27 protein-coding genes are annotated in these 24481 nt (G+C 73.0%); 9 read left to right on the forward strand and 18 right to left on the reverse strand.

All coding sequences use genetic code 11. From position 1 onward, the window contains the following. Nucleotides 1-37 precede the first annotated feature (37 nt). From KJK29_RS02870 to KJK29_RS02885, 4 genes are all read left to right on the forward strand, one after another. Nucleotides 38-493 (forward strand): archease, encoded by a 456-nt coding sequence (locus KJK29_RS02870; protein ID WP_215117008.1) that lies wholly within the window; start codon nt 38-40, stop codon nt 491-493. A 55-nt stretch (nt 494-548) separates the two neighbouring features. After that, complete coding sequence (locus tag KJK29_RS02875; protein ID WP_215117009.1) at nt 549-1655, forward strand: CapA family protein; 1107 nt, start codon at nt 549-551, stop codon at nt 1653-1655. A gap of 89 nt (nt 1656-1744) precedes the next feature. Beyond that, nucleotides 1745-2197, forward strand: coding sequence for a YbhB/YbcL family Raf kinase inhibitor-like protein (locus KJK29_RS02880; RefSeq protein WP_215117010.1), 453 nt, complete (start codon nt 1745-1747; stop codon nt 2195-2197). 153 nt (nt 2198-2350) lie between these two features. Next, the gene (locus tag KJK29_RS02885; RefSeq protein ID WP_215117011.1) at nt 2351-3577 is read left to right on the forward strand and encodes an MFS transporter; all 1227 of its coding nucleotides are present in this window, start codon (nt 2351-2353) and stop codon (nt 3575-3577) included. Here the strand turns inward: KJK29_RS02885 and KJK29_RS02890 are convergent. Then, nucleotides 3525-5444 carry an SMI1/KNR4 family protein gene (locus KJK29_RS02890; RefSeq protein ID WP_215117012.1) on the reverse strand — a complete coding sequence of 640 codons (1920 nt, stop codon included), beginning with the start codon at nt 5442-5444 and terminating at the stop codon, nt 3525-3527. The genes KJK29_RS02885 and KJK29_RS02890 overlap by 53 nt on opposite strands. A 52-nt stretch (nt 5445-5496) precedes the next feature. Continuing rightward, entirely contained in the window at nt 5497-5925 is a 429-nt protein-coding gene (locus KJK29_RS02895; RefSeq protein WP_215117013.1) for a VOC family protein, read from the reverse strand. 284 nt (nt 5926-6209) lie between these two features. Between KJK29_RS02895 and KJK29_RS02900 the strand changes: the two genes are divergently transcribed. Together KJK29_RS02900 and KJK29_RS02905 are read left to right on the forward strand one after the other, a co-directional pair. Next, nucleotides 6210-6584, forward strand: a complete 375-nt coding sequence (locus tag KJK29_RS02900) for an SH3 domain-containing protein (RefSeq protein ID WP_189722426.1) — start codon at nt 6210-6212, stop codon at nt 6582-6584. A gap of 52 nt (nt 6585-6636) precedes the next feature. Beyond that, nucleotides 6637-7014 (forward strand): peptidase M23, encoded by a 378-nt coding sequence (locus tag KJK29_RS02905; protein ID WP_215117014.1) that lies wholly within the window; start codon nt 6637-6639, stop codon nt 7012-7014. Nucleotides 7015-7084: 70 nt separating this feature from the next. Here the strand turns inward: KJK29_RS02905 and KJK29_RS02910 are convergent, their stop codons facing one another. Continuing rightward, nucleotides 7085-7432: a hypothetical protein gene (locus KJK29_RS02910; protein ID WP_215117015.1), complete on the reverse strand. Its 348-nt coding sequence runs from the start codon at nt 7430-7432 to the stop codon at nt 7085-7087. A gap of 56 nt (nt 7433-7488) precedes the next feature. Beyond that, nucleotides 7489-7938, reverse strand: coding sequence for a hypothetical protein (locus tag KJK29_RS02915; protein ID WP_215117016.1), 450 nt, complete (start codon nt 7936-7938; stop codon nt 7489-7491). A gap of 215 nt (nt 7939-8153) precedes the next feature. Between KJK29_RS02915 and KJK29_RS02920 the strand changes: the two genes are divergently transcribed. Next, nucleotides 8154-9332 carry a hypothetical protein gene (locus KJK29_RS02920; protein WP_215117017.1) on the forward strand — a complete coding sequence of 393 codons (1179 nt, stop codon included), beginning with the start codon at nt 8154-8156 and terminating at the stop codon, nt 9330-9332. Between the two features lie 69 nt (nt 9333-9401). Here the strand turns inward: KJK29_RS02920 and KJK29_RS02925 are convergent, their stop codons facing one another. From KJK29_RS02925 to KJK29_RS02940, 4 genes are all read right to left on the reverse strand, one after another. Further along, entirely contained in the window at nt 9402-10928 is a 1527-nt protein-coding gene (locus KJK29_RS02925) for a serine/threonine-protein kinase (protein ID WP_215117018.1), read from the reverse strand. 98 nt (nt 10929-11026) lie between these two features. After that, on the reverse strand, nt 11027-11830 hold the full coding sequence (locus tag KJK29_RS02930) for a serine/threonine protein kinase (protein ID WP_215117019.1): 804 nt from the start codon (nt 11828-11830) through the stop codon (nt 11027-11029). Nucleotides 11831-11920: 90 nt separating this feature from the next. Beyond that, nucleotides 11921-12658, reverse strand: coding sequence for a class I SAM-dependent methyltransferase (locus KJK29_RS02935; RefSeq protein WP_215117020.1), 738 nt, complete (start codon nt 12656-12658; stop codon nt 11921-11923). A gap of 66 nt (nt 12659-12724) precedes the next feature. Then, nucleotides 12725-13681 (reverse strand): SCO2400 family protein, encoded by a 957-nt coding sequence (locus KJK29_RS02940; RefSeq protein ID WP_215117021.1) that lies wholly within the window; start codon nt 13679-13681, stop codon nt 12725-12727. Between the two features lie 318 nt (nt 13682-13999). Between KJK29_RS02940 and KJK29_RS02945 the strand changes: the two genes are divergently transcribed. Beyond that, on the forward strand, nt 14000-14449 hold the full coding sequence (locus KJK29_RS02945; protein ID WP_215117022.1) for a spore-associated protein: 450 nt from the start codon (nt 14000-14002) through the stop codon (nt 14447-14449). Nucleotides 14450-14537: 88 nt separating this feature from the next. On the opposite strand, the gene KJK29_RS02950 is transcribed toward KJK29_RS02945, so the two are convergent. Beyond that, nucleotides 14538-15458 carry an EamA family transporter gene (locus tag KJK29_RS02950; RefSeq protein ID WP_215117023.1) on the reverse strand — a complete coding sequence of 307 codons (921 nt, stop codon included), beginning with the start codon at nt 15456-15458 and terminating at the stop codon, nt 14538-14540. A 68-nt stretch (nt 15459-15526) separates the two neighbouring features. On the opposite strand from KJK29_RS02950, the gene KJK29_RS02955 reads away from it, so the two are divergent. Next, a complete protein-coding gene (locus KJK29_RS02955; RefSeq protein WP_215117024.1) occupies nt 15527-16381 on the forward strand; it encodes a LysR family transcriptional regulator in 855 nt (284 codons plus the stop codon). An 11-nt stretch (nt 16382-16392) separates the two neighbouring features. Here the strand turns inward: KJK29_RS02955 and fabG are convergent, their stop codons facing one another. Genes fabG through KJK29_RS03000 form a run of 9 tightly spaced genes read right to left on the reverse strand, consistent with a single transcriptional unit; the run spans nt 16393 to nt 24444 of the window. Then, nucleotides 16393-17112 (reverse strand): 3-oxoacyl-ACP reductase FabG, encoded by a 720-nt coding sequence (fabG, locus tag KJK29_RS02960; RefSeq protein ID WP_215117025.1) that lies wholly within the window; start codon nt 17110-17112, stop codon nt 16393-16395. A 38-nt stretch (nt 17113-17150) separates the two neighbouring features. Further along, the gene (locus tag KJK29_RS02965; RefSeq protein WP_215117026.1) at nt 17151-18737 is read right to left on the reverse strand and encodes an MFS transporter; all 1587 of its coding nucleotides are present in this window, start codon (nt 18735-18737) and stop codon (nt 17151-17153) included. Further along, nucleotides 18734-19651 carry an NAD-dependent epimerase/dehydratase family protein gene (locus KJK29_RS02970; RefSeq protein ID WP_215117027.1) on the reverse strand — a complete coding sequence of 306 codons (918 nt, stop codon included), beginning with the start codon at nt 19649-19651 and terminating at the stop codon, nt 18734-18736. The genes KJK29_RS02965 and KJK29_RS02970 overlap by 4 nt, the downstream gene beginning before the upstream one ends. Nucleotides 19652-19654: 3 nt before the next feature. Further along, nucleotides 19655-20185, reverse strand: a complete 531-nt coding sequence (locus KJK29_RS02975; RefSeq protein WP_215117028.1) for a hypothetical protein — start codon at nt 20183-20185, stop codon at nt 19655-19657. Continuing rightward, a complete protein-coding gene (locus tag KJK29_RS02980) occupies nt 20182-21843 on the reverse strand; it encodes a class I adenylate-forming enzyme family protein (RefSeq protein ID WP_215117029.1) in 1662 nt (553 codons plus the stop codon). Before KJK29_RS02980 ends, KJK29_RS02975 begins: the two co-directional genes overlap by 4 nt. After that, on the reverse strand, nt 21830-22564 hold the full coding sequence (locus KJK29_RS02985; RefSeq protein WP_215117030.1) for a hypothetical protein: 735 nt from the start codon (nt 22562-22564) through the stop codon (nt 21830-21832). Before KJK29_RS02985 ends, KJK29_RS02980 begins: the two co-directional genes overlap by 14 nt. Next, the gene (locus KJK29_RS02990; RefSeq protein ID WP_215117031.1) at nt 22561-23892 is read right to left on the reverse strand and encodes a beta-ketoacyl-[acyl-carrier-protein] synthase family protein; all 1332 of its coding nucleotides are present in this window, start codon (nt 23890-23892) and stop codon (nt 22561-22563) included. The genes KJK29_RS02985 and KJK29_RS02990 overlap by 4 nt, the downstream gene beginning before the upstream one ends. Continuing rightward, a complete protein-coding gene (locus KJK29_RS02995; protein WP_215117032.1) occupies nt 23882-24172 on the reverse strand; it encodes an acyl carrier protein in 291 nt (96 codons plus the stop codon). Before KJK29_RS02995 ends, KJK29_RS02990 begins: the two co-directional genes overlap by 11 nt. After that, complete coding sequence (locus KJK29_RS03000; protein ID WP_215117033.1) at nt 24169-24444, reverse strand: acyl carrier protein; 276 nt, start codon at nt 24442-24444, stop codon at nt 24169-24171. The genes KJK29_RS02995 and KJK29_RS03000 overlap by 4 nt, the downstream gene beginning before the upstream one ends. Nucleotides 24445-24481: the final 37 nt, after the last annotated feature.

Here is a 24481-nt window from a genome sequence, read left to right on the forward strand (position 1 = left end):
GCTGCATGGGTGGGCCGCTGTCGGGCAAGCGCAGTTCATGGGCGGTGACACGGGCGACGGCGGGCAGGGACGGCAGCCGGGCGAGTGCGGGCACCGGACGGTGCCGCATCCAGGTGACGTCCGGATCGAGGCGTGGGCGGCGTGCCGGGAGCACTGTCTGGCGGAAGCCGTCCTGGCGTTGGTGGAGTGTTTCGCGGACGTCTCCGGGGTGCGGGCCACCGCCGTGGACCGGGTGCGGCTGGCCGAGGCCAGCGACGACGATCTGCTGGCCACGCTGCTGGACGAGGTCATCTTCCGGTGGGAGGAGTACGGCCAGGTGCCCGTGGACGTGGAGGCGGACGAGGCCGACGGCGGCCTGGACGTGCGACTGGCGGTCATCGGGCTCGCGGACGTGGCGATCACCGGTTCGGTCCCGACGGCGGTGGCGTGGGAGGAACTGCGGATCGGGCCGGATCCGTACGGGTGGTCGTGTGCGGTGAGGGTCGACGCCTGAGACCCGCAAGGCCTGAGCGTCCTGGATGGCCGCGCGGTGGTCCTACCGTGGAGGTGTGGGCGGCGGCATCGTGACGCTGTTCCTGTGCGGTGACGTGATGCTCGGGCGCGGCGTGGACCAGATCCTGGCGCATCCCTGCGATCCGGCACTGCGGGAGGCGTACGTCGATGACGCGCGCGCCTACGTCCGGCTGACGGAGTCGGCGCACGGCCCGGTGCCCGTTCCCGTCCCGCCCTCCTGGCCGTGGGGCGAGGCGCTGCGCGTGCTGGACGAGTCGGCGCCGGACGCCCGGATCGTGAATCTGGAGACGTCGGTGACGAGCGGCGACACGTTCGCGCCGGACAAGGAGATCCACTACCGGATGCACCCGGCCAACCTGCCGGCCCTGGCCGTGGCCCGGCCCGATGTGACCGTCCTCGCCAACAACCACGTCCTGGACTTCGGCCGCCCCGGCCTGCTGGAGACGCTGGACGCGCTGGCCCGGGCCGGTCTGCGGACGGCGGGTGCGGGGCGCGTCGCCGCAGCGGCGTACGCACCCGCCGCGGTCCCTCTCCCCGGCGGCCGCCGCCTGCTGGTGTTCGCCCTCGGGGCGCGCTCCAGCGGGATCCCGTCCGGCTGGGCGGCGACGGGAGAGCTGCCGGGGGTCGCGTACGTGCCGGCGCTCTCGCCGACCGCGGCCGACGCCGTGGTGCGGCACGTCCGGCGGGTCGTACGGCCCGGTGATCTCACCGTCGTGTCCGTGCACTGGGGCTCGAACTGGGGCTTCCGCGTCCCCCGCGAGCAGGTCCGTTTCGCGCGCGCCCTGGTGGACGGCGGTGTCGACGTCGTCCACGGCCATTCCTCGCACCACCCCCGCCCGCTGGAGGTGTACCGGGACCGGCTGATCCTCTACGGCTGCGGCGACTTCGTCGACGACTACGAGGGGATCTCCGGCTACGAGGAGTACCGCGACGATCTGCGGCTCGCGTTCCTCGTCTCGGTCGAGGGGGACAGCGGACGGCTGGCCGGGCTGCGCATGGTGCCGTTGCGGGCGCGGCGGATGCGGCTGGAGCCGGCGTCCGGGGCGGACCGTGCCTGGCTGCGGGCGACGCTCGACCGGATCAGCGGCGGGGTGGGTGTGACGCCGGCACCCGACGGATCGCTGGCGCTGGCGGGCGGATGAACCGGGGCCGCTCAGCCGGCCCGGCGATCGGTCCCGCCGCCCCGCGCCCGCGCCGCATGTCCGGGTCCCGTAGGGGTACTCCGGGCCACATGACCGGCATCGAACTCAGCAGCAACGCGTTCAACGACCATTCCTTCCTCGCGCGCCGGTACTCCTACGAGGGACCGAACGTCTCCCCGCCGCTCGCCTGGAGCGGCGTACCGGACGACGCGGCGGAGCTGCTCCTGCTCTGCGAGGACCCCGACGCCCCGTCGGGCACCTTCGCGCACTGGGTCGTGGTCGGCATCGACCCGCACAGCGCCGGCGTCGAGGCCGGGCACTGTCCGCCGGGCGGCACGGAGCTTGTCAACAGCTACGGGCAGCAGGGCTGGGGCGGGCCGCATCCCCCGCCGGGTGACGACGCCCATCACTACTTCTTCCGGCTCTACGCCCTGTCCGAACCGTGCGTCCTGCCCGACGCGCCCGGAGCGGACCAGGTGCACGAGGAGGTCGAGCGGCGCCGGCTGGCGGACGGGACGCTGGTGGGGCTGTACCAGCGCTGACGCGGAGGCCAGGCTCCATCCGCACGGCCGAGGCACAACGGTTGGTTGTGGCTCGGGTACCGGATGGTTGTTTGCTGGCCGCGTCCGGCCCTCGCTTGGATGGCTCCCGGACAACACCAGGTTGTCCGTGGGAGCCGGGGGTGTGCGCCGGGCATGGCGGGCAGACGATCGCTGGGGCGGCGGTTCGGGTGGCTGTGGAGTGCGTACGCGGTCAGCACGGCCGGTACCTGGCTCGCGTTCGACGCGTTCGCCCTGATCGCGGTCCTCGTGCTGCACGCCGGGGCGGCGCAGGTGGCGCTGCTGGCCGCGGTGGGACCGGCGGTCGGCGCGGTGGTGTCGGTGCCGCTCGGGCCGTGGGCGGAGGTACGCCGCAAACGGCCGGTGATGATCGCGACCGACCTGGTCCGGTGCGCGGTGCTGCTGAGCATCCCCGTGGCGTTCGCGCTGGACCGGCTGAGCTTCGGTCAGTTGCTGCTGGTGTCGGTGGCCGTCGCGGCGTCCGACATCACCTTCAACGCGGCGGCCGGGGCGTTCCTGAAGGACTTGGTGCCCCCGGGGGACCTGCTCGTCGCGAACGGGCGGTTCGAGGCGACGAACTGGACCGCGAGCATGGTCGGGCCGCCGCTGGGCGGGGCCGCGATCGGGCTGTTCGGGCCGGTGACGAGCGTGGTGGCGAACGCGGTGAGCTACCTGCTCTCGGCGTGCGGGATCGGGGCGATCGGCGGCGGCGAGAAACCTCCTGTCCGGTCCCTGTCCGCCGCGGCCCGGCCCCGGGCGGGCGACCTGCTCGACGGCTGGCGGTACATCCTGGCCGATCCGGGCCTGCGCCCGCTGTTCTTCCACACGGTCCTGTTCAACGCCCTGGTCCTGGCGGCCTCGCCACCGCTCCTGGTCCTGATGGTCGACGACCTGCGCTTCGCCCCCTGGCAGTACGCCCTCGCCTTCTCGGTGCCCTGTACCGGCGGCCTGCTCGGCTCCCGGCTGGCGCCACGGCTCGTCGCCCGGTTCGGCCGGCACCGGGTGCTGTTCACGGCCGGGGTGCTGCGGGCGGGCTGGCCGCTCGGACTGGCCTTCGTCGGCCCCGGCGCGGCCGGGCTGGCGCTCGTCATGGTGGTCGAGTTCGGGCTGATCACCTGCTGCGCCGTGTTCAACCCGGTGTTCGCCACCTACCGCCTTGAGCGGACCCCCTCGAGCCGGGTCACGCGGACCCTGGCCGCCTGGTCGGCCACCGGCAAGGCCGCCCTCGCAGCCGTGACCGCCCTGTGGGGCCTCCTGGCGGCCCTGACCGGCCCCCGCGCAGCCATCGCCCTGGCCGGCACCCTCGTGCTCACCACCCCGTTCCTCCTCCCTCGTCGGGACCGGGCAGCGGATGCACGGTGAAGGTCCCGAACTGATACACCGCCCCGGGCTCCGGTGGCCGGGTCCAGGACAGCGTCGTGAAGGTGTGCAGCCGTCCGCAGGTGAGCGCGAAGCGCGGGAGCCGTACGCCGAACTCGGCCGCGACGGCCGACAGGGCCTCGCGCTCGGCCTCCTGCCAGGGGCGGGCCTCGCCCGGGGACGCGTCCGCGGGCGGTCCGAAGAAGCGGTCGGGGTCAAGCGCGGGCGGTACCGCTCCTCTGCGGCGGGTCGCGGTGCCCTGGACGGTGAAGGCGTACTTCTCCGCACCGTCCTCGCCCACGGACAGGTGGAACAGTCCGGAGAGGTCGCCCCAGACGACCACCGCGCGGCTGCCGCGGGACGCCGGGCCCGCCGGGGAGCGGAACGTCCGCTCGTGGAAGTGCCACGGCTCCACGTCGAAGGCGAAGCTCCAGCCGGGTCCGGCCCGCCCCACGGCAGCCAGGGCACGGTCCTCCCACGGTGTGGCGGACAGGCCGTTCCCGCTCCGGCCCTGACGTGCCCGCCACAGCTCCATCGGCTCGTTCAGGCCGGCCGTGTCGTCGGCGAGCCGGTCGGGCAACTCGGCCGGTTCCACACCCTCCACGAGCACGAACCGGTACCCGCGTCCGGTCGGTTCCCCCTCCGCCAGCCACGCCAGGCCCGGCGGATCGGCATCGGCCGTGGGCGCCGGCGCGGTGCCCGTCTCCCCGCCCCTGGGCGTCGCCAGCAGCTCTCGTCCCCGGTCGGCGGTGAGCAGCGGGCCCAGGAGCGGATCGGCGAGCAGGCCGACCGGGGCGAGGTGATCCGGGCCGAGGGGCCGCCAGCTCGGGAGCGCGGCCCGCAGGGTGCGCCACGCGGCGTCCGTCTCGCCCCACCGTGCCTGCTCGCGGGCCTCGTCCACGGCTCGGCCGAAGGGCCCGTCGACCGTGTAGCGGAAGGTGCCCTGCAGCACCTGCCGCAGGATCTCGTCAGCCGTCGCGCGCGCCGCCTTCGGAACCGTCCGCACGTGGGACTTCCACCCCGCGCCATCGCGCACGTGCTGGGGCGCGAGAACGGGCAGCACCTCCGGCGCGTACAGCGGATCGGCCTTGAGCGGGCCGAAGTCGACGAGGTGGGAGTCCCCCAGCATCCGGCGTATCTGGTCGCGCAGCGCCTTGGCGCGCGGTCTGCCGTACTCCTCCGCCTCCGCCAGAGCCGTGTCCGCCTGCTCGTGGTGCCCGCGCAGCGCGTCCAGCCGGGCGTTGTCGACCGCCCTGTCCAGGGCCTGTGTCGTGCTGTTGGTGAACTCCTCGCCCAGGCGGCTCGCCCTCAGCATGTGGAACTGGCGGTGCATCGCCTCCATGAACGCCCGGAAGGACGCGTGCCGTCGGGGGTGGAAGTCGCCGCTCCAGGTGGCGTGCTCGTACACGGCCCATTCGCCGTCGTCACCCACGTCTCCCGGGTCCATCAGGACGTACGTGGCATCGGACTCCACGTCCAGTTGCAGGGCGCGCTCCCCCATCCCGGCGAGCAGCACCTCCTCCGGCGTGGAGTCCTCGTCCAGCTCCTCCCGCAACCACTCGGCGAGGCCGGACGCGTCCTCGTGCCGGCGGAGGTCCTCGGTGCCGGCGAGCCGCCAGACGAACCCGCCCGCGTGCCGCCACCCGTCGGTCACCTGGAGGAACGCCCGGTAGGACGGCGGCAGTCGGAGACCCAGCCGCTCCTCCAGGGCCGCGATCCGGGCATCCGGCGCCGGAGCGAAGCCCAGCCATCCCGCCCGCCGGGCTTCCTCGTCCGGCTCGCCGCGCGAGTCGTCGGGGCCTAACGCGTCCCCCCACTCCTCGCTCCACCGGACGAGGAAGGGCCGCCAGTCGAACATCGCATCCGTCATGACCGCGATGCTGCCAGCCACCACTGACAACGGCCCTCGCCCAAGGGCAGGATCAGACCGCCCCGGGCACGTCCTCCGTGACGCCGTTCAGCGGGGACGCCGGGTCGGCGCCGTAGGGGCGGGTGATGATTTCCAGGCCGTGGCCGGCCGGGTCGAGGAAGTAGACGCCTCGGCCCCCGTCGTGGCGGTTGATGCGGCGCGGCTGGTTGCCGTGCGGGTCGGCCTGGATGGGGATCCGGGCCTCGACGAGCCGGGCGAGGGCCTCGTCGAACTCTTCCTCGGAGACGAGGAACGCGTAGTGCTGCATGGGAATGTCGGCGTCGATGGTGAGAAAGTCCAGCGTGACGCCGTTGGCGGTCGTCACCGGCAGGAACACTCCGGCCGGAGCCCCGACCTCGAGTCCCAGGATCTCCGCGAGAAAACGAGCGGACTTCTCCCGGTCCCGGGACAGAACGATGGTGTGATTGAACTCGACTGACACTGGTCAATGCCTCCACGGGCATCTCCGCGGCGCCTCCATGCCTCACCCGGCCGGTGACCGGCACGCGAAGCCGCGCCGTGGATCGTAGGCGGAGGCGGCCGGGGGCGTCGAGCGGTTTTCGGCCGCGTCCGGCAGGGTGGCCGAACGCCCCCGATCCCGCCGAGTCCCTGCCGTCCCGGACGACCCTGACAATTGTCAGGGACCGTGTCGCCCCGGGTCTCCCTACATTACTGAGCGTCGGCCACGAGCCGCACCGCCGAACATCAGTTCAGGGGGAAATCGACATGTCCACTCGCATCTTCGCCAGGGCCGCGCTCGTCGGCGCCGGGGCGCTCGCGCTGCTCGGCCCGCTCACCGCGGGAACCGCCGCGGCGTCGGCCGCCGGCCAGGAGGGCGTCGCCCGCGTCAAGGCGGCACCCTACGCGGTCGTGCCGTACGAGAACGTCAACGTCCGCTACGGGCCGGGCACTTCCTACGGCAAGATCACCACGAGCCCGGCGGGCCAGCCTCTCGGCGCCTACTGCTGGACCCGTGGCGAGCGCATCACCGACAACGGCTACAGCAACGACGTCTGGGTGAAGCTCCTGGAGGGCTACGTCAGCGCCGTGTACCTCAAGGGCAACGAGTACGGCGACCTGCCGTCCTCGGCGCGCTGCTGACCCGGACCATGACCACTCCCGACCACATCAACGTCTCACGGGGGACAGACACATGAAGCGAATGATCAGCCGTACCACCATGGGCCTCGCGGCCGTCGCGCTCACCGTCGGCGCGCTCGCCGGCACCGCCCACGCGGCCCCGGCCGCCGCGGCGAACAGCGGCGACCCGACCCTCACCGACGTCTACATCTGGGCGACCAACGTCAACCTGCGCCAGCAGCCGACCACCGACTCCCCGCGTCTCGCGGTCCGTTCGAAGTGGTGGGGGGACGCCGTGTGCCAGACGCAGGGCCAGCGGGTGCACGACCCGGCCGTGGGCACCAACAACTGGTGGACCGCGGTCATGGAGTTCTCGGGCAGCGACATCGCCTGGGTGAACAACCTGTACATCCGGGGCGGCGAGAAGATCGCCGGAGTCCCGGACTGCTGAGGCACCCTCCGCTCCACACGCCTGCGGCGGGTCACCGAGTGATCGGTGACCCGCCGCAGGCTCTTGTCCGTCAGCAGTAGCCCATCGGGCCCATGTCCGTGTAGTAGACGTAGTCGACCTTGACCCACCCGGTGACATTGCCCCGGTGAGCGGTGAGGTAGATCCAGTGGCCGTCGCCGTTCCAGCAGTGCGCGGTGAACGTCTCGCGGAAGTAGCCCTGGCCGTGGATCGTGCCGTCCACCGGCCTGCTGCGGATGTTGACGCCGTCACCGAGGAAGTAGCCGCCCCGGGACTGCACCTGCTGCGTGGACGTGCCCGAGTCGGGCGCCTGTTCCTGGGCGTGGGCGGTGACGGGCGACAGCACCAAGGCCGCGCCGGCCAGGGCGAGACATGCGGCGCGCCGGATGTGTCTGCGCATGACTGACTCCTTCTTGTCGTCCTGTGGGGTGGGGGTGCGGCTCAGAACCAGCCGGCTCAGTACCAGCCGGTCGAGGTCAGGTCGTGGCCGTCACACGAGAGCAGCGCGCGCGAGACACGGCCGTTGAGGTTGTTGCCCATCTGCGTGTAGGCGTAGTTGATGCCGGAGTCGACGGTCTCGGAGACCCATCCGTCGACCCGTGCCGCGCCGCTGTTGGATCGCTGCAGCACGGCCGCGCAGCCGGGCCGGGAACTCTCGATGCGGGCGAAGGAACCGCACTTGTCGGAGTAGAAGTACTTCAGGGCCATGCCTTCGGCGTACTTGGTGGCCCCGATCTGCCGGAACGAGCCCGAGCAGAAGGAGGTGGTGGGGTACTGCCCCTCCATCCCGTAGGCCCCGTAGTTGCCGCCCGAGTACGGAGCGGCCTGGGCGGAGGTGGGGAGGAGCGCCATCACCGCGGCGGCGCTCCCGGCGGCGAGCAGTGTCCTGATCGATCGGCGGCTCATGAGCTCTCTTTCGTTGTCGACGGGTGGTCCGGTCGTGACCGTAAGGGCCGTCACCACATCCCCGACACCTGACACTTATCAGGGTCGAACCCCCAGGTCGTCCCGTTCCGGGGGCTCCCTGACATACGTCAGGACCGCCCGCGCCCCACCTGCTCCTAAGGTGGCGGCGCGGGGGCAGGTCCCGCCGGACAGTCGGGCGACCATGAAGGGCAACCATGCGCACTCTCCTGCGCGGCGCCGCCGCGCTCGCGACCGTCGTCACGATCGTGTCGCTTCCGGGCGGCGCGACGGCGGTTCCCCGGCCGGCCACGGCCGTTCAGGCCGACCGGAGCGCCGAGGCCGTCCGGATCCCGGACGGAGTCACCGCCGGGGTCGCGGTCTTCGACCGCCGCACCGGCACCTTCACCGAACAGGTCGACGAGAGCGCGCGGTTCCGGTCCGCGTCGGTCGTGAAACTGCTGCTGGCCCTGGACTTCCTGTGGGACCGGGGACCCGACTACACCGTCCCCGAGGCCGACCGGGCCCGGCTGGAGCCGATGCTGCGCAGCAGTTGGGACGATGCGGCGGACCACTACTGGTCGAATCGCGGCGGCCCGGCGATCGTCGACCGGATGTCCGACCGGCTCGGTCTGCGCGACACCGCGCCGCCGCCCGCCGGGTACGAGGGCTACTGGGGCTACACCGCCCTGTCGGCCCGCGACACCGTGGCGATCTACCGCTATCTGCTGGACGAGGCACCCGCGCCCGTCCGTGACTTCGTCATGGACAATCTGCGCCGCTCCACGCGCTGCGCCTCGGACCGCTTCGACCAGCATTTCGGCATCGCCGGGTCGTTCGACCGTCCCTGGGCGGTGAAGCAGGGCTGGTCCGGGAAGTACGCGAAGGGGACGTGCGGCGCCTCGGGGACGACGGCAGCGGCAGAGCCGGCCGCCGCACCAGGAGCGAAGGGCGCCGCGGCCGTGGATCTCACCCGTCCCGCGCTGCACACCACGGGCACGGTGGGCGCGGACGACCGGACGATCGTGGCCGTGCTGACGCTGCATCCGGCCGGGACGTCGTACGGGAAGGCCTACACCGACCTCGGCCGGCTGACCCGCTCGCTGAACGTGCCGGGCGGGGTGCGGCCCTCCGGGACCTGGTTCGGCACCTGGGGCGAGTTCGTGAACGTCCGCAGGGGCCCGGCCACCGGCGATGCCCGGGTCACGCAACTCCCGGCCGGGGTCGAGGTGCTGGTGGGCTGTCAGGTCCGGGGCCAGGTGGTCAGCGTGCCGCCCTACACCAACGAGTGGTGGGCCTATCTGCCCCAGTACGGGGGCTACATCTCCAACATCTACATCAGCTCGCCGGACAACCGGCTGCCGAACGTCCCGGAGTGCGGCCCGGCGCGGTCGTGACGGGAACGGGGGACGAGCGGTGGGCGGGGCCCGGACGGGTCCGGCCCACCGCTCGCGCATGCGCGGGGGTCAGCGCTCGTACTCGGCGAGGTAGCGCAGCACCTTGTCCACGTGCGGCCGTACCCGGGCCGGGACGCCGCCCTCCTCGATGACGGTGCGGTCGCTGGTGCGGTAGCCGGCGGCGACCAGCGCGGGGAGGTCCTTCTTCGGCAGCCCGGCCTGTTTGAAGCGCTGGTCGAGCCAGCACACGTACAGGCTCATCGTGGCGATCGCGTCCGGCGGCGACATGTGGTCCTTGTCGCCGTCGCCGTCCCCGTCCACGGCCCAGGCGCGGAACACCGACGGGGTCCACATGGCGATGCCGTACTCCTCGCTCTCCGGGCGGGACGCGGTGGTGTCGAAGCCGCTCTCCGCCTTGATCAGCGCGGCGAGCAGGACGGGCGTGATCTCCTCGTCGGTGCAGCGGTGGGCGGCGCGGGCGATGACGGGGCGCAGCGCCTCCGGTACGTCGGAGTCCGCGGGTATCTCGCCCGGCACCGGTCTTCGCGCGTCGGTGACGGTGGCGGAGACACCGTTGTCACGATCCTCGTCCCGGGTGCCGGCGCCTCCGCCGAGCAGGGCCACCCCGGCGACCGCCCCGGCGGTCAGGACGACGAGCCCGGCCGCGAGGGCCGGCACCAGGCGCCGCCGGCGGAGTCGGCGTGGACGGCCGGTGATGTCCTCGATGCGGGCGGCGATGCCGGACGCGGTGTGCGGGAGGCGGGCGGTGTGGTCCGGTGCCAGGCAGTCGGCGATCAGCCGGCGCAGGTCGTCGCCGAGACCGGCGTCGAGCCGCAGGGGCGCGGTGCCGCGCGCGTAGGTCTGGGCGGCGAGCGAGCGGGCCCGGGCCGTCGCGCCCGCGAAGGGGTGGAGTCCGCCGGTGAGCACCTGGTGGGCGAGGACGCCGAAGGCCCAGATGTCGGCGGTGGGCCGGACGACGGCGCCCTGGGTGCCGGTGCGCTGGGACCACCACTCGGGCGGCAGATGGTCGAGGGTGCCGAGCGGCGGCAGATGGGCGTGGGTGCCGTCGAGTTCGGTGGCCAGCCCGAAGTCGGCCAGCCACACCTGACCGCCGGGGCCCAGCAGGACGTTGGCGGGTTTGAGGTCGCCGTGCACCCAGCCGGCGTCGTGCATATGGGCCAGTCCGGCCGCCACTCCGCGCAGGACGCGATCGGCGCCGTCGATGGGCCGGCCGTTCGCGGCGGCGTCCAGTACGTCCCTCAGGCTCGCCTCGGCACGGTCCATCACCAGCGCGATCGCACCGTCCAGGGCGGGCAGCTCCGGGGCCTCGACCGTGCACACGGCGTGGGTCCGCACGAGGTGGGGGTGGTCGGCCTCCGCGCTGAAGCGGACCTCGCGGGCCACGAGTTCACCGAGCGCGGCGCGCTGGCCGGGGCCCAGGGCACCGGTCGGCAGCACCTTCACCGCCAGGGGTGTGCCGTCGGCGACCGTACGGGCCTCGTACACGGTCCCCCAGCCGCCGGAGCCGATGACCGGGCCGATCTCCCAGCCCTCGATCCGGAACCCCTCGGGGAGGCGGGGGCGAGGCGCCTCCATGTCGTCGTCCCGGAGATCCCGGAGAGCTTGGGGGTCCTGGGAATCCCGGGTGTCTCGGGAATCTCGGGGATCTCGGGGATCCTGTGCGTCGGGTGTCGTCATGCTCCGGCCTCCTGCGGGGTGAGGCGGCCGGCGCTACGGGGCGGCAGCAGACCGAGGTGCTCCTCGCGCACCAGGCCGAAGCGCAGGGCGACCGAGGCGAGGCGGGTGCGCTTGGCGCCGGTGCGGCCGCCGTCGGCTCCGGCCGCGGTCTCCTCGCCCAGGTCCAGGCGCAGTTTGGCGAAGGCGAGATAGTCGATGTGGTAGTTGACGGCCGAGCGGGTCAGGTCCCGGCAGGACTCCAGCGGACGCAGCCGCTCCACGATCTGTCCGACGCCGGGCAGCGCCGAGTCGGCGGGGTCGCGCAGCCGGGGCTCGCACAGGGCCACCAGGACGAGGAAGTACTTCGAGGTGGGGTCCAGGGCGAAGGGGTGCACGGTCTGTTCACCGCCGCCCGGCGAAGACCGCTCGCCCAGGTAGGCGTGCTGGGGTGCGAACACCTTGAAGGCCGCGTTCCCGGACAGGGCCGGGAGCACCACCCGGGAGAACTCGAAGGGCACGGGCGCGCCGAGGCGCCCGGGGGCGACGGTGAGGTACTCGCCGGCTCCCTCCAGGTTCTCCACGACGTAGGACACGCTGCGGCTGAAGTTGGACAGTCGCCAGTAGTCCCCGGCCGCCTCGAGCTGCCCGGCGCGGCGGGAGACGCCGGGGTCGGTCAGGGTGATGCGCACGTCTGTGCCGCCGGGCGTGCCGCGTCCGAAGTCGGCGATGTCCCCGGGGCCCAGGTGGATCAGTTCGGGACTGCCCGTCTCGTCCGCACCCCACTGTGCGGGACCGGGCAACTGCACGATGATCGTTTCCACAACAGGATGTCCCCCGATGCTGACGGCCCCCGATTTGGTCGCGAGGATTGTACGGGCGGATTCCGGTTGCGCAGAGCCGGCGGGGCCGACTCAGTGGGCGGATTCCGGACGTCGTGCGACGAACACGAACTCCCTGCCCGGCCGGTCGGGCGCGTCGCGTACGTCCTCCACCACGAAGCCCTGCGCGGCGAGTTCGGTCTCGACCTCCCGCCGCTCGCGGAAGCGCAGCGTCGATTCCGAGGTCAGCACCTGTCCGTCGGCGGCGAAGGCGTAGACCGATCGGAAGGTCACCAACGGGCCTGACACGTCGAGCAGTTCGATCCAGTGCTCGACGGTGCCGGCACCGGGGACGTCCGTCACGGCGTACGTGGCCTCGCGGTTCCACTCCTCCCAGGCGCGGCGGGCCGGGATCCGGGTCTCGAAGACCAGACGTCTGCCCGGCCGCAGAGCCGACCAGGCCCCGCGCAGGAACGCGCGCCAGTCCTCGGGGTCGGTGATCTCCTGGGCGGCGTTGCCCGTCATCGTGGCGAGGTCGGCGGCCAGAGGCGGGAGGGTCGTCGCATCGCCGTGGATCCACCGCACCCGCTCGCCGCCCGGTTTGCCGCGGGCCACGTCCAGGGACGCCCCGGCGGGATCGACTCCGACGACCCGGATGCCGCGTGCGGCCAGCAGCAGCGCGAACACGCCTGTCCCGCAGCCGATGTCGAGCACCTGACGCGCCCCGAACTCCTCCGTCATGCGCAGATACGGGTCGAGGTCGCCGCGGTCGGGGTCGAGCGGGTCGTAGACCGCGGCGAGCCGCGGATGCCGGAAGCACTCGTCAGCCATGCGCCCGAAGGTACGGAGAGCGGGCCTCGGGCGGCCACCGGATTTCGGCGACCGCCCTGTCGCCACTCAGCCCAGGCAGATGACGAGCAGGCAGAGTTCCTTCGGCTTCGAGTCGGAGTCGGAGTTCGAGCCGGATCCGGAGTCCGAGGGAGCGGTCGGCGTGGGGCTCGCCGAAGGCGGGGGTGTCGTGGGGTCCGCGGGCTGCTGGGTGTCCGCACCGGTGCCGGACGCGGGCGGTGTCGTCCGCTCGGTGGCCTCCGACGTGGCCGCACCGGCGGTGCCGGTGACCGTGTCGACGGTGCTCGGGACGCTGGTCCGCTGCTGCGGGGTCGTCAGCGGCAGCTCGCGGGGCGTGGCGGCCGCGTCCGTCCGGGGGTCCGCCCGTGTGGTGCGGGGCTCCGTGGTCCGGGGCTGCTCGCGGTGCGGGGTCTTGCGGGTCTCCGGCCCCGTGGGCGTGGAACGCGGGGTGTCGCGCTGGGTCGACGTCGGTTCGGTGTACGCCGAGGCCTCTCCCCCGGCGCCGCCCATGGTCGTGTCCTCCGGCGCCGTGGCCGCCTGGACGCCGGGCTTGGCGTCCCCCTTCATGGCGGCGACGGTCAGACCGCCTCCGACGAGCGCGACGGCGGTCGCCACCACGGCCCGGCGCTGGTTCTTCTTCCAGCGGGCCAGCTGACGCCGCCGGGCCGCCCGCCCCTGCTGGGGGGCCTGGTAGTCGTCGGCCGGGGCGGTGTCCGCGCTCCCGTGACCGTCGGACGGCGCCGTGTCCGGGGTCTCGTGGCCACCGGCAGGGTCCGTGACCGGGGCCGCGGCCGGGGTCTCGCGGCCTGCGAACGGCCCGGGGTACGCGAGGTGGAGCTCCCGTGCGCCGGCGCGGTTCTCGTCCCACACGGTCCGGTCGTCCCACACGTTCCCGTCACGCCACGCGGAGGGCGCGGAGGGGTCGATGTCCGGGGCGTAGGCACCGCACCCCGGGCAGACCAGGGCGCCGTTGAGGTGCCGACGGCACGAGGAGCAGTAGTCCATGTGTGGTCTTCCCGATCTGGCTGGCTGGGTCGGCGTGCGCGCCGGCCGCAGCCTGGTCACGTTCGCACGTGGGATCGAGCCGTAACGCTAACGAGACTTTGAAAGGGCCGTGTGCAGCCTGTGTGACACCCCTGCACAGATCCTCTGCACTTCGCGTGTGCCATAAGTGACCCGTGAGTAAAGCCGGATGAGGCTGGGCACACTGCGGCACCCCGCCGTCTCGCCTTGTTTTCCCGCGAGTTGGCGCACAACCCTTTGGACGGCCTGCGGGTCACACCATGCAGGAGCAACCACCTCGAAGAGTTGCAAGGGGGAAATATGAGATTCACCCGTTCCGTCCTGGCCGTGTCCGCGGTCGCGGCGCTGTCGATGGGGACCATGACCGCCCTGGCGTCGCCCGCCTCCGCCGCGCCCAACACCACCCCGCAGAAGGTCTGCGGCAGCGGCTACAAGACCGTGAACTCGGCGCCCGTCGGCTCGCTCGGCACGATCTACCTCACGTACAACGCGTCCAACGGGCACAACTGCGTCACGACCATCCGCAACAACCCGGGGACGGCCGTGGACATGTCCGCGTACGTCTGGGTCCCCGACACCGAGGAAGGCGACTCGGACGCGGGGCTCTTCAAGTCGTACGCCGGACCGTCCTACGTCCGCGGCAAGGGTCACTGCGTCGACTGGGGCGGCAGCATCTCCAACGTGTACGTCCAGGTGGTCGGCTCCAACTGCGGCTCCCTGAAGGAACACCGGACCACCTTCACCCGCTGACCCCCCTCCAGCCGGGTCACCACTCCCCTGCCGCGCGCGTGCGCGGGGGACCGTGGTGGCCCGGTTCTTCGCGTGGGGCCCAGCGGGCTCAGGCGCGGGACGTGAGGATGCTGAGCACGTTGGCGACCACGATGGCCGCGATGGCCGCCGCCTCGGTCCAGCCCAGGTTCTGGCCGAGGACGATCCAGCCGACCACGGCGGCCAGCACGGGGTTGACGCTCATGAAGAGCCCGAAGACCTGGGCCGGGACGCGGCGCAGGGTCAGGAGGTCCGCCAGGTACGGGACGGCCGAGGACAGGACTCCGGCCACCAGGGCGTAGGCGACGGATCCCGCGGTCGGCGGACGGTGGGCGACGAGGACGATCCCGACCGGCAGGAACATCAGGGCGGAGACCCCGGCCGCCGCGGCCGATCCCTGCACTCCGGGGGTGCGCCGGCCGACGGTGCGGTTGAGCAGGATGTACGACGCCCAGCAGACGGCGGCCAGCAGCCCGAGGCCCATGCCCAGGTAGTCGGTGGAGGGCTGCGGACGCATCAGGGTGACGACTCCGGCCGCCGCGATCAGCGCGCAGCACGCGTCCACGCGGCGCCGCGAGGCGGCGAGGGCGATGCTCAGGGGCCCGAGGAACTCCAGCGTCACCGCGAGGCCGAGGCCGATGCGGTCGATGGCGCTGTACAGGGACAGGTTCATCGTCCCGAACACCAGGGCCAGCAGCAGCACCGGCCACCACTGCCGCTTGGTGAAGGAGCGCAGCCGGGGGCGGCCCACGGCCAGCAGGACGATCGCGGCGACGTACTGGCGTACGGCGACGACACCGATCGGTCCGAGGACGGGGAAGGCCAGGGACCCGATCGCGGCGCCGGTCTGATTGGACAGACCGCTGCCGACCATGGTCACCACACCGGCCAGGCGTTGTCCGGCGGGGTGCGGGGCGCCGAGGTCCGGGGTGGAGGGGGCCGCGAGAGTTTCCTGCGCGGGGGCCGGCGTCGGTGCGGAGGCTGCGTCCATGGCCCGATCCTGAGACGGCACGGGGCTTGCGCAAAATGCATCCGCGACCGCATCTATACGCTGGAGTCATGGATGTGGAGCTGCGGCAGTTGCGCTGTCTCGTCGCGATCGTCGACGAGGGCAGTTTCACCGACGCCGCCATCGCGCTCGGGGTCTCCCAGGCGGCTGTGTCCCGCACGCTGGCCTCCCTCGAACGCGCCCTCGGGGTAAGGCTGTTGCGGCGGACCTCCCGTGAGGTGAGTCCGACCGGAGCGGGGCTGCGCGTGCTCGGGCATGCCCGGCGGGTGCTCGCCGAGGTGGACGATCTGGTCCAGGAGGCCACCTCGGGCCATGCCACCCTGCGGGTCGGCTACGCCTGGTCGGCCCTGGGCCGCCACACGCTGGCCTTTCAGCGCCGCTGGGCCGAGACCCGCCCGGAGACGGAGCTGCGGCTCATCCGCGTCAACTCCGCCACCGCCGGGCTCGCGGAGGGGGCCTGCGACCTGGCCGTGGTCCGCAGACCGCTGGAGGACCGCCGCTTCGACTCCGCCATCGTGGGCCTGGAGCGGCGCCTGTGCGCGATGGCGTCCGACGACCCCTTGGCCCGGCGCCGCTCCGTGCGGCTCGCCGACATCGGCGGACGCACGCTGCTGATCGACCGGCGGACCGGCACCACCACGACCCAGCTCTGGCCGGCGGACTCCCGTCCGGCGACCCAGGCCACCCACGACGTCGACGACTGGCTGACCTCGATCTCGCTGGGCCGCTGTGTGGGCATGACGGCCGAGTCGACCGCGCACCAGTACCCGCGCCCCGGCATCGTCTACCGGCCGGTGCGCGACGCCGAGCCGATCGCGGTGCGCCTCGCCTGGTGGCGGGACGAGCCGCATCCCGCCGCCCAGGCCGCGCTCGAACTGCTCACGACGCTGTACGGCACGGGCTGATCCCGCCTGCCTCAGTGCCCCAGCCCGGCGCCTCCGTCGACCGGGACGACGGCGCCGCGCACATATCCGGCACCGGCCAGGAACGCCACCGCGTCGGCGACCTCTTCGGGGCGTGCGAGGCGCCCGGCCGGGGTCCGGCGCAGCAGGTCCTCGCGCTGCCGGTCGGTGAGGGCGCGGCTCATGTCCGACTCGGTGAGGCCGGGCGCCACCACATTGCAGGTGATGTCCCGGGGGCCGAGTTCGTGCGTCAGCGACCGGGCGAATCCGACCAGCCCGGCCTTGGCCGCCGCGTAGTTGGTCTGCCCGGGGGCGCCGTGCAGCGCGGCCGTGGAGGAGACCAGCACGATACGGCCGTGGCCCTCGCGGAGCATGCCGCGCACGGCTCGCCGGGCGGCCCGGAAGGCCCCCGTGAGGTTGGTGTCGATGACGGAGGTGAAGTCGGCGTCGCTCATCCGCACCAGCAGACGGTCGTTGGCGACGCCCGCGCCCGCGACCAGGACGGTGACCGGCCCGTGGGCCGCCTCGGCCTCCGTGAAGGCGCGGTCCACCTGTTGGCTGTCCGTCACATCGCACCGTACGGCGAGGAAGCCCTCCGAAGCGGGCGGCTCCGCGCCTCTGTAGGTCACCGCCACCCGGTCTCCCGCCGCCGCGAAGCGGCGGGCTATGGCCAGTCCGATCCCCCTGTTTCCCCCGGTGACGAAGACCGAACGGGTCGTTGCCTGAGCGGGCATGGCGTCCCTCTCCTGTCCTGCTCCCGTGCCGTGGTCGCTCACGTGGACTCCACCGGTTCGTCCCGTGCCTCTCGTTCCGGGGCATCGCCCGGTCGCGGCGCCCTGGTCCGCAGACCCACGACGGCCACCGCGCATCCGACGAAGGCCAATGCGGCGACGGCGAGGGTGGCGGCGTACATCGCGTCGAGGAAGGCCCGGTCCGCCGTGGCCGCCAGTTCGGGCAGACGCAGGGAACCGGCCAGTGAGCGGGCCGCCTCGGCGGAGGCCCTGGCCTGTTCCTCGGCGGCCGGGGACAACCCCTGTGCGATGCCGGGCAGTTCGGCGTCCGCCATCCGCTGCCGGTACACGCCGGAGAGGATCGAACCGGCCATCGCCACCCCGAGCGTGCCGCCGACCTGCCGGGTGACGCTGTTGACGGCCGAGCCGGCGCCCGCGAGATGCGGGGGCACCCCGCTCATCATCGCGGCCGTGACCGGCGTCCCGACCAGGCCCATCCCGAAGCCCTGGATCCACAGCAGCGCGACGACGACTCCGATCGGGGTCCGCCCGTCGAGCCAGGCGTAGGCGAGGTAGGTGGCGGCCGTGGCCAGGACACCGGCCGCGACCGTCCAACGCGCCGACAGCAGCCTGCTCAGCCCGGGGGACGCCTGGCTGCCCAGGACGATACCGACCGCGGCGGCGATCATCACGGTGCCGGCCTCGGCGGGGGTCAGCCCTCGGGGCCCCTGGAGGTAGAAGGCCGCGTAGAACAGGTGCCCGGCCAGTGCCATGAACGCGATCAGCAGCACCACGCTCCCGGCCGTGAACCCGGGCTGCCGGAAGAGCCGCAGGTCCAGGCTGGGCGCCGGGGACCTGCGCTGACCGGCCACGAAAGCGCAGAGCAGGGCGCCGCCCAGGGCCAGCGGGAGGAGGACGTGCGGCCCGTACCAGGCCTGTCCGTCGCCGGCTTCGATGATCCCGTAGACCACGCCGCCGAGCCCGAGCACCGACAGGGCGAGCCCCGGGAGGTCGAGCGGTCTGCGCCGGGGACTCTTCAACTCGGGTACGACGGCCGCGACTCCGGCCAGGCACAGGGCGACGATCGGCACGTTGACCAGGAACACCGACCCCCACCAGAAGTTGCTGAGCAGCGCTCCGCCCACCACCGGGCCGACGGCCACGCCCAGGCCGCTGGAGGAGCTCCAGATCGCGATCGCCCGGGTGCGTTTCGCCTCCGGGGTGCTCTGCACGATCACCGACAGGGTCGCCGGCATCAGCAGCGCACTGCCGGCGCCCATGAACGCGCGTGCCACGACCAGCCACGCAGGGCTCCCCGCGAACGCCCCGGCGGCGGAGGCCGTGCCGAACAGCGCGAGTCCGGCGAGGAGGGTGGCGCGGGGGCCGAACCGGTCGGCCAGCGCGCCGCCCGCGAAAAGGCCCCCGGCGAAGACCAGGGTGTAGGCGCTCGCCACCCACTCCAGTTCGGCGGGCGTCGCGCCCAGGCCCTCGGCCGGGTCGGCCAGGGTGGTGACGGCGACGTTGAGGATCGAGGTGTCCAGCCAGATCAGCATCTGGGCGCAGACCACGACCAGGAGGACGGCCCCCGGTCGCGACGGGGCACCCGCCGACTCGCCGGGCCCGGTCATCGCGTCCCCAGTCCGTCGCGCCAGCTCGGCCGCAGCGGCTTCCAGCCCAGCGTCGTACGCGCCCGGTCGTTGGACGCGCCGCGCGCCGCGGTGAGTTGATGGGCCGTGAACCAGCCGAGCAGCCGGGGCGCCATCGCCGCCGGAACCGTGCGCGGGGCGGGGGCGCCCAGCGCGCGGGCGTAGTGCGGCAGCCAGTCGGCGGCCGGGGCCGGTTCGTCGTCCGTGATGTGGAGGACCCCGGTGGCCTCCGACTCGACGGCCGCCACGGTCGCTGTCACGGCGTCCTCCACGTGCAGGAACGAGGTGATCCCCGACCCGCCCTCGGGCAGCGGGAGTTTCCCGGCCAGCACCCGCTGCCCCGTCCCGCCGGTCTGGGCGTACGCGGTGCCGGGGCCGTACAGGGTGCCGTACCTGAGGACCAGGCCGCTCAGGCCCGCAGCGCTCGACACCTGCCGTTCCAGCTCGGCGACGGCCCGTACGGTGGCGGCCCAGCCGGGGTCCGGGGCGTCCACGTACAAGGGTGCGTCCTCGTCGAGGACCGGGTCCCCGGCCGGGGCCGCGGCGAAGGCGATGGACTGCGCGACCAGCCGTCGGGCACCGGCCGCCCGGGCCGCCTCGACCAGGTGGGCGGTGCCCTCGGTGCGCAGCCGCGCGGTCCGCGCGAAGGCGCCCGCGGGATCGTCGCGCAGCAGCCGCAGCGCGGTCATCTGGTGCACGACCACGTCGGGCCGGGCGGCCTCGACCGCCGTCAGCAGGGACACGCGGTCGAGGGCGTCGGCGACCACCGTCTCGTCCGCGTCCGGGGCCCGGGAAGTGTCCCGTACCAGCGCGCTCACCTGGTGTCCCCGCGCCCGCAGCGCGCCCACCAGCGGATGTCCGATCACTCCGGAAGCACCAGCTACCAGTACCCGCACCGCTCAGCCCTCCGTACCCGGGGCGACCCGCATCAGCAGGCGGCACGCCTTGTCTCCGTCGCGCAGACAGCTCTCGGCCCGGTTCTCGGTCAGGGTCACGCCGAGCCCTTCGGACCAGCCCGCGTGGATGTCGGTGCAGGGGCACCGGTAGCCCTCCAGCGAACCGGCCATCCGCACCATGGTGATGGCGAAGTTCCGCCGCAGGGTGAGCACGATCAGGTCGTCCTCCTCGACCTCCGTGGAGGCGTTGCGCAGTTCCGGCGGGAACATGCGGTCACCGCACTCGTCGTAGCGGCGGCGCAGTTCCTCCAGGTCCTTTCCGGTGTCGCCGCTGTCGGGCAGCGGGCCCGACCGGCGGGCGACGCGCTGCCCGACGTGCACGGCCACCTTGCGCATCGCCTCCGCGTTGATCTCGTTCGCGGCCTCCTGCCCGAAGCGCCCGGCCACGCCCTGGTACCAGTGGGCGTCGTGCTGCCACCACAGCCGGTACGCGTCCACGGTCTGCGCGCGGTGGTTGGTCCCCTCGTCCCTCACTCCTGCCCCCTGGTGGCGAACCGGTCGCGCATCACGCGTTTGAGGACCTTGCCCGTGGCGCCCTTGGGCACCTCGTCGGGTTCCATCCGCAGGGCCCGGGCCACCAGGGGGAACCCGGCGGCCGACAGGACCGCGTTGACCCGCTCGGTCCATACCTCGCCGTCGCCGGCCGGGGCGTCGTCGTCCGCGAGCTGGAGCAGCGCGTACGCCTCGGCTTCTCCCCCGCCGTCCCAGTCGGCCCGGACGCCCTCGGGGGCGACCCCGACGATCGTGCAGTCGGCCAGTTCGGGCAGCTCCCGCAGGAGCAGTTCCTCGGTCCGGGTGCTGAACAGGATCCCCTCGCGGGTCCGGATCGCGTCCGGTGCCCGGTCGAGGTGGTAGAAGTTGCCGTCCTCGTCCTGGTGAGCGAGGTCCCCGGTGAGCCAGTAGCCGCCCAGCCGCAGCCGGTTCCAGGTCAGCGAGTCGTTCCAGTAACCGGGCGTCAGCGTCGGCGACTTCAGGCCGAGGCGGCCGATCCGCCCCGGCGGCAGCGGGGTGCCGTCCTCGGCGAGCACGGCGGCCTCGGCGAAACTGATCGGCTTGCCGACGCAGCGCGAGTAGGCCGTGGTGTCCTTGGTGTGCCGGTTGTGGAAGACGGAGTAGCCCGCTTCGGACGAGCCGAGCCCGTCCACGAAGACGGAGCCCTCGACCCTCGTACGCCGCAGATCGTGCCCGATCCTCACGTGGCCGCCGTACCGCACCAGGGCCCGGATGTGCGCCTCGTGGGCCGCGTCTCCGGTGTTGAACCACACCTGGACACTGTTCAGTTGACGGATCGACAGATCTTGTACGGCCATCTCGCCGAAGGTCCCGGCGAAGGCCAGCACGGTGGTCGGCCGGAACTCCTCGATGGCGTCCAGGACATCGGTGCCGCGTCGACTGGAGAGCAGCTTGATGTCCGTGCGGAGCAACAGGCAGTACAGCAGGGTCGCCACCATGGCGTTGTGCGCGCCCGGCAGCCCCACCAGGGTGCGCTCCATGTCGGTCCCGGTGGAGTAGCGCAGCCGGTGCAACTGCGCGTACATCAGCGTCCGGTGGGTGTGCGGAACGCCCTTGGGCATGCCGGTGGTTCCGGACGAGTGCGAGATGAGCACCGGGTCGGTGGGGTCGTGCCGGTACGGGTACGACGACGGCAGGGACGCGCGGTCCCCGGGCCGGATGTCGGCGGCGGTGACGCAGAATCCGAGCCCCGATCCCGACAGCACCGCGTGGTGCTCCGGGTCCGTGAAAGCGCCCACCGACCCCTGTCCGCGTACGTACTCCCGGGCGGTCTCCGGGGCCAGGTTGCCGTTGACGAACGAGGGGATCGCGCCGAGGGAGGTCAGCGCCAGGAAGTTCACCGCGAACTCGGTGCTGGAGTGGGAGTGCACGGCGACCGGGTCGCGGGGCCGCACTCCCCGGGCGGCGTACCAGCCCGCGTAGGTCTCGGCGGCCTCGATCAACTGCCCGAGCGTCAGCACCCGCGGGCGGCTGCCGTCCGGTGCCTGCCAGGTGCCGTCCGTCCGCAGCACCGGCTCGTCGAGCGGGCGGCCGTACGCCGTCAGCCGCTCCAGGATGTTGCCGGCGCCCAGTTCGGTGTCGGAGCAGATCCGGGCGCGCTCCTGCCTACTGATGAGCATGGGTCCGTGCCTCCTTCCTTGCCTCGGAGTGGGTGGCCGCCAGATCGAAGAGGCCCTGGATGCTTCCGGGGCAGGCGGCGGGTCCGGTAGCCGAGTCGGGCATCTCGTCCGCCCGAACCGGGACGGGAACCCCGGCGCCGGGACGGGTGAGCAGCAGCGCCGCTGCCCTGCCGGCGTTCGCGGGGCGGCCCGCCAACGGATGCTCGCCGACGGCCAGTTCCCGGTACACGGCGGCCGTCCGCTCACCACCACCCAGCTCCACACCCAGCACCAGCACCCGGTCCAGCTCCGGGTCCTCCAGCAGGAGATCCGCCATGGCCAGCAGTTCGGTCAGCGCGTCGTCGAGGGTGGAGAGGCTGAACATCTGCCCGGTGATCCCGAACTCCCGGCTCAGATGGCCCAGTACGGAGTTGGGGGTGGCCTGCATGAACAAGAGCGGGTTGTGGACCCGCCCGGCGACCATCCGGCTGCTGGCCAGATCCGCGGTGGTCGTGTCGCCCAGCAGGGCGGCCAGCGCCACGGCGGTGCGGGGGCCGCCGCCCCCGGGCGGTTCGGCCAGGCACCGCCCGGCGACCTCGTAGGCCAGCGGGCTGAACGCCGACTCCACGAAGCCGGGCAGCCTCGGCAGCGCGATGTCGTCCGGGTGCCCGGTGCCGTACGTCGCGGTGGCGCTCGCGAGGACGCCGAGGTGGGTTCGCGGTACGGGCTTGTCCGTCGTCACGGCCGCTCCAGCACGAGTGCGGTGTTGGCGCCCCCGAAGGCGGCGTTGATGGTGAGGGCCCGGCGCGGGTCGGCCCGGCGCGGCCGGTTCGGCACGTAGTCGAGGTCGCAGTCCGGGTCGGGCCGGGTGAACCCGGCGGTCGGCGGCAGCACACCGTCCGTCAACGCCAGCATCGTGATGACGAACTCCACGATGCCCGCCGCCTCCAGGAGGTGCCCGGTGGTGCTCTTGGTCGAGCTCACCGGGATCGACTCCGCCCGCTCCGCGAGGGCGGTTCGCAGCCCCCGGGTCTCGGCGCCGTCGTTGTACTTGGTGCCGGTGCCGTGGGCGTTGACATAGCCGAGGGCCGCTCCGTCCGGGTCGCCGGCCAGCCGCAGCGCCTGCCGTGTGGCCTGGGCGAGGCCGGCCCCCTCCGGGTGCGGCTGGGCGATGTGGTGGGCGTCCGTCGCCGCGCCCCAGCCCGGCACCGACGCCAGCGGCCGGGCCCCGCGCCGTCGGGCGTGCCCGGCGGACTCCAGTACGACGGCCGCGACTCCGTCGCCGAGCAGCAGCCCGCTGCGGTCGGCGCTGAACGGGCGCACCATGCCGTCGCGGGACAGGGCCCGGCCGGAGTCGAACTTGCCGAAGGTCTCCTCCTCCACGAGGTATCCGCCCGCGCAGACCGCCACGTCGATCCGGCCGGAGGAGATCAGTCGGCAGGCGTGGATGATCGCGGCGGCGGAGGCGACACAGGCGTTGGTGAAGGTGAGCCGGGGCCCGGTCAGGCCGAGATGCCCGGCCAGCAACTCGGCGAGCCGTGCGGGAACGGCGTCGGCGAACCGCGCCGCGACTCCCTCGGGCTCGGCACCGGGGTCGCCCGCGAGCAGGACGCCCGCGCCCCCGGCGCCGTTCAGCGCCCCATCCACCTTCCGGCCCACGCCCTCACCGGCAGCACCGTTCCGGACAACGCCCCCGTTCCGGCCCGCGTCCGTTCCCGGCCCAGGCCCCGACGCGACCTCCTCCGCCCGGCCCCGCCAGTACCGCGTGACACTCGTATGGTCGCCGGCGACGCCGAGCAGGGTCGCCGCATCCGTGCCCGGGCCGAGACCGGCCATGTCGAGGGCTTCGGTCCCGCAGGAGGCGAGTGCGTGGCGCAGCGCCCAGTCCTCGACCGCGTCGGGTCCGTCCGGGGCGGCGGCGGCCATCGGCGTCCGGTACGGGCCGGTGTCGAACCGTGTGGTGGGACGGAACGCGGGGATCCCCGCGAAGACCCCGCTCCGCAGGGCATCGGCCCCCGTTCCGAACGCGGTGCGTACACCGAAGCCGGTGATCGTCACATCACCGCTCATCCCGGCCTCCCCCTTCCGCCCGGCCGGTCTGTGCCGCGCGCAGATAGCCGGTGAGCCGCCGCAGTGAGGTCAGCCCGGCGATGTCCTCGTCGGTGGGCTCGACGACCAGGCCGTACCGCTCCTCCACGACGTGGAGCAGCCACACCAGCCCGAGGGAGTCCAGCACCAGTTCGGCGTCCTCGCCGAGGTCGTCGGGCAGCCCGGGGAAGACCTTGCGGTCCGACAGCAACTGCCGGACGCTGTCGGTGGTGATGGGGGGCGTCGAGGCTTCCGTGCTCATGCCCGCGCACCGCGTCGGACGACCTCGGCGACGAGTCCGCCGAGCGTGAGGGAGGCCAGCGGCTCGATGTCGGTGTCCGGGATCTCCACGCCGAACCGGGACTCCAGCCGCATCGTGAGCTCGATCAGGCTGAGTGAGTCGACGTCCAGCCCGCCGACGGTCACCGGGCTCTCGTCGGTGATGCCCTCACGGCTGGTCAGGATGTTCATCTCGTCGATCACCGCGGTCAGGACGAACTCGCGGATCTCGTCTTCCAGGGTCGATGTGCTCATGGTCGACAGAACTCCAGTGAGAGGTACCGGTGGGGGA

The organism is Streptomyces koelreuteriae (assembly GCF_018604545.1).
Taxonomy (GTDB): domain Bacteria; phylum Actinomycetota; class Actinomycetes; order Streptomycetales; family Streptomycetaceae; genus Streptomyces; species Streptomyces koelreuteriae.

Excerpts from the sequence above, each read along its gene's own strand:
- KJK29_RS02870 (WP_215117008.1), top strand. The coding sequence starts at position 38 with ATGGGCGGTGACACGGGCGACGGCGGGCAGGGACGGCAGCCGGGCGAG.
- KJK29_RS02880 (WP_215117010.1), top strand. The coding sequence starts at position 1,745 with ATGACCGGCATCGAACTCAGCAGCAACGCGTTCAACGACCATTCCTTC.
- KJK29_RS02885 (WP_215117011.1), top strand. The coding sequence starts at position 2,351 with ATGGCGGGCAGACGATCGCTGGGGCGGCGGTTCGGGTGGCTGTGGAGT.
- KJK29_RS02890 (WP_215117012.1), bottom strand. The coding sequence starts at position 5,444 with ATGACGGATGCGATGTTCGACTGGCGGCCCTTCCTCGTCCGGTGGAGC.
- KJK29_RS02900 (WP_189722426.1), top strand. The coding sequence starts at position 6,210 with ATGTCCACTCGCATCTTCGCCAGGGCCGCGCTCGTCGGCGCCGGGGCG.
- KJK29_RS02905 (WP_215117014.1), top strand. The coding sequence starts at position 6,637 with ATGAAGCGAATGATCAGCCGTACCACCATGGGCCTCGCGGCCGTCGCG.
- KJK29_RS02910 (WP_215117015.1), bottom strand. The coding sequence starts at position 7,432 with ATGCGCAGACACATCCGGCGCGCCGCATGTCTCGCCCTGGCCGGCGCG.
- KJK29_RS02915 (WP_215117016.1), bottom strand. The coding sequence starts at position 7,938 with ATGAGCCGCCGATCGATCAGGACACTGCTCGCCGCCGGGAGCGCCGCC.
- KJK29_RS02920 (WP_215117017.1), top strand. The coding sequence starts at position 8,154 with ATGCGCACTCTCCTGCGCGGCGCCGCCGCGCTCGCGACCGTCGTCACG.
- KJK29_RS02925 (WP_215117018.1), bottom strand. The coding sequence starts at position 10,928 with ATGGAGGCGCCTCGCCCCCGCCTCCCCGAGGGGTTCCGGATCGAGGGC.
- KJK29_RS02935 (WP_215117020.1), bottom strand. The coding sequence starts at position 12,658 with ATGGCTGACGAGTGCTTCCGGCATCCGCGGCTCGCCGCGGTCTACGAC.
- KJK29_RS02940 (WP_215117021.1), bottom strand. The coding sequence starts at position 13,681 with ATGGACTACTGCTCCTCGTGCCGTCGGCACCTCAACGGCGCCCTGGTC.
- KJK29_RS02945 (WP_215117022.1), top strand. The coding sequence starts at position 14,000 with ATGAGATTCACCCGTTCCGTCCTGGCCGTGTCCGCGGTCGCGGCGCTG.
- KJK29_RS02950 (WP_215117023.1), bottom strand. The coding sequence starts at position 15,458 with ATGGACGCAGCCTCCGCACCGACGCCGGCCCCCGCGCAGGAAACTCTC.
- KJK29_RS02955 (WP_215117024.1), top strand. The coding sequence starts at position 15,527 with ATGGATGTGGAGCTGCGGCAGTTGCGCTGTCTCGTCGCGATCGTCGAC.
- fabG (WP_215117025.1), bottom strand. The coding sequence starts at position 17,112 with ATGCCCGCTCAGGCAACGACCCGTTCGGTCTTCGTCACCGGGGGAAAC.
- KJK29_RS02965 (WP_215117026.1), bottom strand. The coding sequence starts at position 18,737 with ATGACCGGGCCCGGCGAGTCGGCGGGTGCCCCGTCGCGACCGGGGGCC.
- KJK29_RS02980 (WP_215117029.1), bottom strand. The coding sequence starts at position 21,843 with ATGCTCATCAGTAGGCAGGAGCGCGCCCGGATCTGCTCCGACACCGAA.
- KJK29_RS02990 (WP_215117031.1), bottom strand. The coding sequence starts at position 23,892 with ATGAGCGGTGATGTGACGATCACCGGCTTCGGTGTACGCACCGCGTTC.
- KJK29_RS02995 (WP_215117032.1), bottom strand. The coding sequence starts at position 24,172 with ATGAGCACGGAAGCCTCGACGCCCCCCATCACCACCGACAGCGTCCGG.
- KJK29_RS03000 (WP_215117033.1), bottom strand. The coding sequence starts at position 24,444 with ATGAGCACATCGACCCTGGAAGACGAGATCCGCGAGTTCGTCCTGACC.